5 protein-coding genes and 1 pseudogene are annotated in these 4906 nt (G+C 71.7%); all 6 read left to right on the top strand.

Going from position 1 to position 4906, the window contains the following annotated elements; translation table 11 throughout:
- Positions 1 to 507: pseudogene (locus AWZ10_RS52895) on the top strand (hypothetical protein); the annotation flags it as partial.
- On the top strand, positions 504 to 1472 hold the full coding sequence (locus tag AWZ10_RS10580; protein ID WP_046707459.1) for a complex I subunit 1/NuoH family protein: 969 nt from the start codon (positions 504 to 506) through the stop codon (positions 1470 to 1472). The pseudogene AWZ10_RS52895 and the gene AWZ10_RS10580, both read left to right, overlap by 4 nt.
- Before the next feature lie 2 nt (positions 1473 to 1474).
- Entirely contained in the window at positions 1475 to 2110 is a 636-nt protein-coding gene (locus AWZ10_RS10575; protein WP_060890938.1) for a NuoI/complex I 23 kDa subunit family protein, read from the top strand.
- Positions 2107 to 2883, top strand: a complete 777-nt coding sequence (locus AWZ10_RS10570; RefSeq protein WP_060890937.1) for an NADH-quinone oxidoreductase subunit J family protein — start codon at positions 2107 to 2109, stop codon at positions 2881 to 2883. The genes AWZ10_RS10575 and AWZ10_RS10570 overlap by 4 nt, the downstream gene beginning before the upstream one ends.
- Positions 2883 to 3290 carry an NADH-quinone oxidoreductase subunit NuoK gene (nuoK, locus tag AWZ10_RS10565; protein ID WP_037693839.1) on the top strand — a complete coding sequence of 136 codons (408 nt, stop codon included), beginning with the start codon at positions 2883 to 2885 and terminating at the stop codon, positions 3288 to 3290. Before AWZ10_RS10570 ends, nuoK begins: the two co-directional genes overlap by 1 nt.
- On the top strand, positions 3287 to 4906 hold a 1620-nt coding region (locus AWZ10_RS10560), incomplete at its 3' end, for an NADH-quinone oxidoreductase subunit 5 family protein (RefSeq protein WP_060890936.1). The genes nuoK and AWZ10_RS10560, both read left to right, overlap by 4 nt.

Here is a 4906-nt window from a genome sequence, read left to right as displayed (position 1 = left end):
CGCCCCGCCGGCCGCAGCACGGACGCGCCCTGGCACCAGGCCCGCCCGGCCTTCGACGAGCCCGAGCCCGAGGCCGTGCGTGAGCCTCAGCCGAAGGCCGAGCCCGAGACGCAGCCTGGGCCGGAGGCCCCCACCAGCTCCGCAGCCCCCCAGCCGGATGCCGCACGCGGTGCGAAAGCGGAACCCGATCCCGCCGCAGCCGCAGCCGCAGCCGCAGCCGCAGCCGAAACCGCAGCCGAAACCGCAGTCGAAGCCGAAGTCGAAAACGACGCACAGTCCGCCTCCGACCCGGCAACCGCTGACGAGCGCACCCCGACCCCGCGCACCCCGCCGCGGCAACCCGAGCCGCCCGGCACGCCCCCGGACAAGACCCCTCCGAGTCAGGCCCCCGGCGTCGGAGCACCCGACGACAACGGCGGCCAAGTGGACGTCACGCCGGACGTCACGCCCGACGCCACCCCCGATGACGCTCCTGACCCCAACCCCCCCAAGGGAGGCTCGCAGTGAACGACGCTCTGGACGTCGCCCTGCGACTCCTCATCGTCTTCGTCGTCTTCCTGACCTTCCCCCTGATCATCGGTCAGACCGAGCACAAGGTCATGGCCCATATGCAGGGCCGCCTCGGCCCCATGTACGCCGGCGGCTTCCACGGCTGGGCCCAACTCGTCGCGGACGGCGTGAAGTTCGCCCAGAAGGAAGACATCGTCCCGGCCGGAGCCGACCGCCGTATCTTCCAGCTCGCCCCGGCCGTGGCCCTCCTCCCGTATCTCCTCGTCCTCCTCGCCATCCCGATCGGCCCCGGCGAGGGCGCCGTCGGCGTGGTCATCGACGCGGGCATCTTCTTCGTCCTCGCGGTGATGGGCGTGGGCGTCCTCGGCTCACTCATGGCCGGTTGGGCCTCCGCCAACAAGTTCTCCCTCCTCGGCGGCCTGCGCACCGCCGCCCAGCTCCTCGCCTACGAACTCCCGATGCTGCTCACCGCCGCCTCCGTGGCGATGGCGGCCGGCACGGTCTCCCTGGTCGGCATCCTCGACGCCTTCGAGTGGTGGTGGCTCCCCTGGCAGATCGTCGGCGCGATCGTCTTCTTCGTCGCCGGCCTCGCCGAACTCCAGCGCCCGCCCTTCGACATGCCCGTCGCCGACTCGGAGATCATCTTCGGCGCCTACACCGAGTACACCGGCCTCCGCTTCGCCCTGTTCCTCCTCGCCGAGTACGCCGGAATCGTCGTCCTGTGCGGCCTGACCACCGTCCTCTTCCTCGGCGGCTGGCACGGCCCGTGGGGTGCCGACGGCCTCGGATGGGTCTGGACCCTCCTGAAGACCGCCGTCCTCGCCTTCGTCGTCATCTGGCTGCGCGTGACGTACCCCCGCCTGCGCGAGGACCAGCTCCAGAAGCTCTCCTGGACCCTCCTCGTCCCCCTCTCCCTCGCCCAGATCGCCCTCACCGGCGTCGTGAAGGTGGTGATCCGGTAACCATGGCCCCCATCCCCGGCAGCGGCCTCGCCAAAGGCCTGGCCGTCACCCTCCGCACGATGACGAGGAAGACCGTCACCGAGCAGTACCCGGACGTCCAGCCCGACCTCCCGCCCCGCACCCGTGGCGTCATCGGGCTCTTCGAGGAGAACTGCACGGTCTGCATGCTGTGCGCCCGCGAGTGCCCGGACTGGTGCATCTACATCGACTCCCACAAGGAGACGGTCCCGCCCGCCGCCCCCGGCGGCCGCGAGCGCAGCCGCAACGTCCTCGACCGCTTCGCCATCGACTTCTCCCTCTGCATGTACTGCGGTATCTGCATCGAGGTCTGCCCCTTCGACGCCCTCTTCTGGTCCCCGGAGTTCGAGTACGCCGAGACCGACATCCACGAACTCACCCACGAGCGCGACAAGCTCCGCGAGTGGATGTGGACCGTCCCCTCCCCACCGGCCCTCGACCCCTCGGCCGAGGAACCCAAGGAACTGGCCGCGGCCCGCAAGACCGCCGAAAAGCTCGCGACGGCCCAGGCGGCCGAGGCCGCCGAGGCGAAACAAGCCGCGGAGGCCGAGAACACCGAGCCGACCGAACCGTCCAAGCCACCGACCGAACCGGCCGAGCCACCGGAGGGAGACGCGTGAGCCTCGCCGCAGCCGCCGCCGTCACCACGACGCACCCCGCCCTGGCCCCGGCCCTTGCCGCCGTCGAGAACCGGGGCTTTCTCTCCCCGACCGGCGTCGAGATCGCCTTCGTCCTCGTCGGCCTGGTCACCTTCGGCGCCGCGATCGTCACCGTCACCACCCGGCAGCTCGTGCACGCCGCCCTGTGGCTGGTGGTGGCGCTCGGCGGCCTCGCCGTCGAGTACCTCCTGCTCACCGCCGAGTTCATCGCCTGGGTGCAGGTCCTCATCTACGTCGGTTCCGTCGTCGTCCTCCTCCTCTTCGGTCTCATGCTCACCAAGGCCCCCATCGGCCGCTCCCCGGACGCGGACTCCGGCAACCGCTGGGCCGCCCTCACCGTTGCCGTCGCCTCGGCGGCCGCCCTCGTCTGGGTCGTCGTCGACGCCTTCCGCACCATCTGGATCGACCTCGACGGTCCCGCCGCCGGCTCCACCCGGGCCACCGGCGAGAGCCTCTTCCAGAACTGGGTCATCCCCTTCGAGGCCCTCTCCGTCCTCCTCCTCGCCGCCCTGGTCGGCGCGATCGTCCTCTCCCGCAAGGCGAAGCCGGACACACCGACCCCCGCGACCACCCCCCGCCCCCGCAACGGCACCCCACCCGAGCCGCCGACCGGAACCCGAACCGCGGCCGGAACCCGAACCGCAGCCGAAACCGGAGCCAACTCCGAAGCCGCGGCCAACTCCGAAGCCGCGGCCAAGTCCGAGTCCGGCACCGACAAGGGAGGCGTCCGCTGATGCACCTCGCCTACCCCGTCGTGCTCTCCGCCCTCCTCTTCTGCACGGGCCTCTACGGCGTCCTCGCCCGCCGCAACGCGATCCTCGTCCTGATGTCCGTAGAGCTGATGCTCAACGCCGTCAACCTCAACCTCGTCGCCTTCGACGTCTGGCTCAGCAAGGCCGCCGAGGAGACCCTGCACTCCGGCCAGGCCCTGACGCTGTTCACGATCACCATCGCCGCCGCCGAGATCGGCATCGGCCTGGCGATCGTCCTCGCCGTCCACCGCAACCGGGGCACCGCGGACATCGACAAGCTCCGCGACACCGCCGAGGGCCACGAGACCGACGACCCCGACGGCTCCGACGAGGCCACCGGCACGAACGACCCCTCCGGCCGGACCGAGAAGGCTGAGGCCACCGCGTGACCACGACCACCCTCGCCGTACTCGTCCCCCTCCTCCCGTTCCTCGGCGCCGCGACCGGCCTGCTCCTCGGCCGCACCGCCCCCGGCTTCGTCCGCCCCCTCGCCGTACTGCCCACCCTCACGGCCTTCGCCCTGGCCGTACTGGTCGCCGTACGCCAGGGCGGTGACAAGGCCGTCGACGCGGCCACCCAGCTGACCCCCACCGGCTCGGTCCCGATCGAACTCGCCCTGCACATCGACGGCTTCGCCGCCCTCGTCGCCGTCCTGGTCGGCCTGGTCGCGACCTGCGTGCAGATCTACTCGACGGGCTATCTGCGCGACGACCCGCGCTACCCCTCGTACGCCGCTCTCGTCTCCCTCTTCACCTCCGCGATGCTCCTCGTGGTCTACTCCGGCGACCTGATGGTGCTCCTGGTCGGCTGGGAGATCATGGGCATCTGCTCGTACTTCCTGGTCGGCCACTACTGGGAGACTCCGGAGGCCCGAGCCGCCTCCCTCAAGGCCTTCCTGGTCACCAAGCTCGGTGACGTCCCCTTCCTGATCGGTCTGTTCGCCCTCGCCACGGACGCCGGGTCGTTCCGCATCACCCGGATCCTGGCCACCGTCGCCGAAGGCGGCCTGGACCACCCGACGCTGATCGCCCTGCTGCTCCTCGCCGGTGTCGCGGGCAAGTCCGCCCAGTTCCCCCTCCACACCTGGCTCCCCGACGCGATGGCGGGTCCCACACCCGTCTCCGCGCTGATCCACGCCGCGACCATGGTCGCCGCCGGTGTCTACTTCGTCGCGCGCCTCCTCCCGGTCTTCGCCGCCTCCTCGGCGGCCCTACTCGTCATGGCCGTCATGGCGGCGGTCACGATGACCGGCTCGGCCCTCGCCGCGCTCGCCCAGGACGACATCAAGCGCGTCCTCGCCTACTCGACGATGAGCCAGCTCGGCTACATGACCGGCGCCCTCGCCGTCGGCGACCGCGGTGCCGCCGTCTTCCACCTCATCTCCCACGGGGCCTTCAAGGCGCTGCTGTTCCTCGCGGCCGGCGTGATCATCCACGCCGTCGGCACCAACTCCCTGGCCGCCATGTCCCGCATGAGCCACCTGCGCGCCCGCGTCCCCGACGCCTTCTGGACGATGACCGTGGCGCTGCTCGCCCTCGCCGCGATCCCGCCGTTCAGCGGGTTCTTCTCCAAGGAGTCCGTCCTCGGAGCCGCCGAGCACGCCGCCACCGGCCACGCCGAACCCGTCCCCGGCGCCGCGGGCTGGACCGTCCTCGTCGCCGGTGTCCTCACGGCCCTGCTCACCGCCGCGTACGTCACCCGCCTGTGGCTGCTCGCCTTCCACGGCAAGGGCGCCGAAGCCCCCGACCACGGCCGCCAGCCCCGCACGATGACCGTCGTGCTGTGGGTGCTGGCCGTCCCGTCCCTCGCCCTCGGCGGGTTCGCCTACGGCAGGCTCCCCGACTGGTTCGACGGCGAGGACCTGGCCCCCACCCTCACCACGTCCGTCCTCGGCACGGGCGCCGCCCTGATCGGAGCCCTGGTGACCTACGCGGCGTGGCGCTCCGTCACGGCCAGGGCGGCCCGCGTCCCGCTGGGCGCGGTCGCGGCCCACCCCGAGGCGGGC

It is taken from the genome of Streptomyces europaeiscabiei, assembly GCF_001550375.1.
Lineage (GTDB): Bacteria > Actinomycetota > Actinomycetes > Streptomycetales > Streptomycetaceae > Streptomyces > Streptomyces europaeiscabiei.
The sequence above is the reverse complement of the archived record's forward strand: the minus strand, read 5'-3'. Positions and strand labels throughout refer to the sequence as shown.

Coding starts and splice junctions, on each gene's coding strand:
- AWZ10_RS10575 (WP_060890938.1), top strand. CDS start 1,475: ATGGCCCCCATCCCCGGCAGCGGCCTCGCCAAAGGCCTGGCCGTCACC.
- nuoK (WP_037693839.1), top strand. CDS start 2,883: ATGCACCTCGCCTACCCCGTCGTGCTCTCCGCCCTCCTCTTCTGCACG.